This is a genomic window from Escherichia sp. TW14182, from assembly GCF_000208525.1.
Taxonomy (GTDB): Bacteria; Pseudomonadota; Gammaproteobacteria; order Enterobacterales; family Enterobacteriaceae; genus Escherichia; species Escherichia ruysiae.
This window is the reverse complement of sequence record NZ_AEJZ01000500.1, coordinates 1-586: the sequence shown is the minus strand read 5'-3', so window position 1 is coordinate 586 and position 586 is coordinate 1. Positions and strand designations below refer to the sequence as shown.

Below are 586 nucleotides of genomic sequence, written 5' to 3'. Positions count from 1 at the left end.
AACAACAGGTAATCCGGCGACCTGTCCAAAAGTTCGCTTCCAGCCTGATTCCGATCCTTTGGTTGGATCAACACCTTCATAGTTGTCACGGCCACACAAACGCCAGCAAAAATCAATCAGCGTTGTTTTACCCGTTCCAGGCTCTCCGGTAATCTCAAGAAAGGGGTAAGATGCGTTTTTCTGCCTGATTTGTTCGCTGAACAACGAACCCAGCCAGAAGGCCAGGGTAATAATTCCCTTTTCACCAAACGCCAGCCAGAGATCTTCCACCCAGGACGTTGTAAATTCATCCGGTTTTTTATAGTTAATCTGCAATATTGGTTTTTTATTCAATGGTTTTGCGTTTATGCCATCAATTTCAAAATAATCCTCTTCATTGATTTCGTAGGTTTTACCATTACAAACCGCGACATCATTAAACAGCCATGCGCCAATCTCTTTGTTGTATCCGATAAAATCCTGACCGATAACATTTTTTATTGCGGGAAGGTCATTTTTTATTAATGCATCAAGGTGCGCAGTCGTTCCGGTATAAATACCACCTTTTGCCACATGCAACAGGCGTTTTTTAAATTCAGATGCGGAT

Annotated in this window: 1 pseudogene; it reads right to left on the bottom strand. The window is 42.3% G+C overall.

Going from position 1 to position 586, the window contains the following annotated elements:
• Nucleotides 1–586, bottom strand: a pseudogene (locus tag EQY_RS0123665) (bifunctional DNA primase/helicase); the annotation flags it as partial.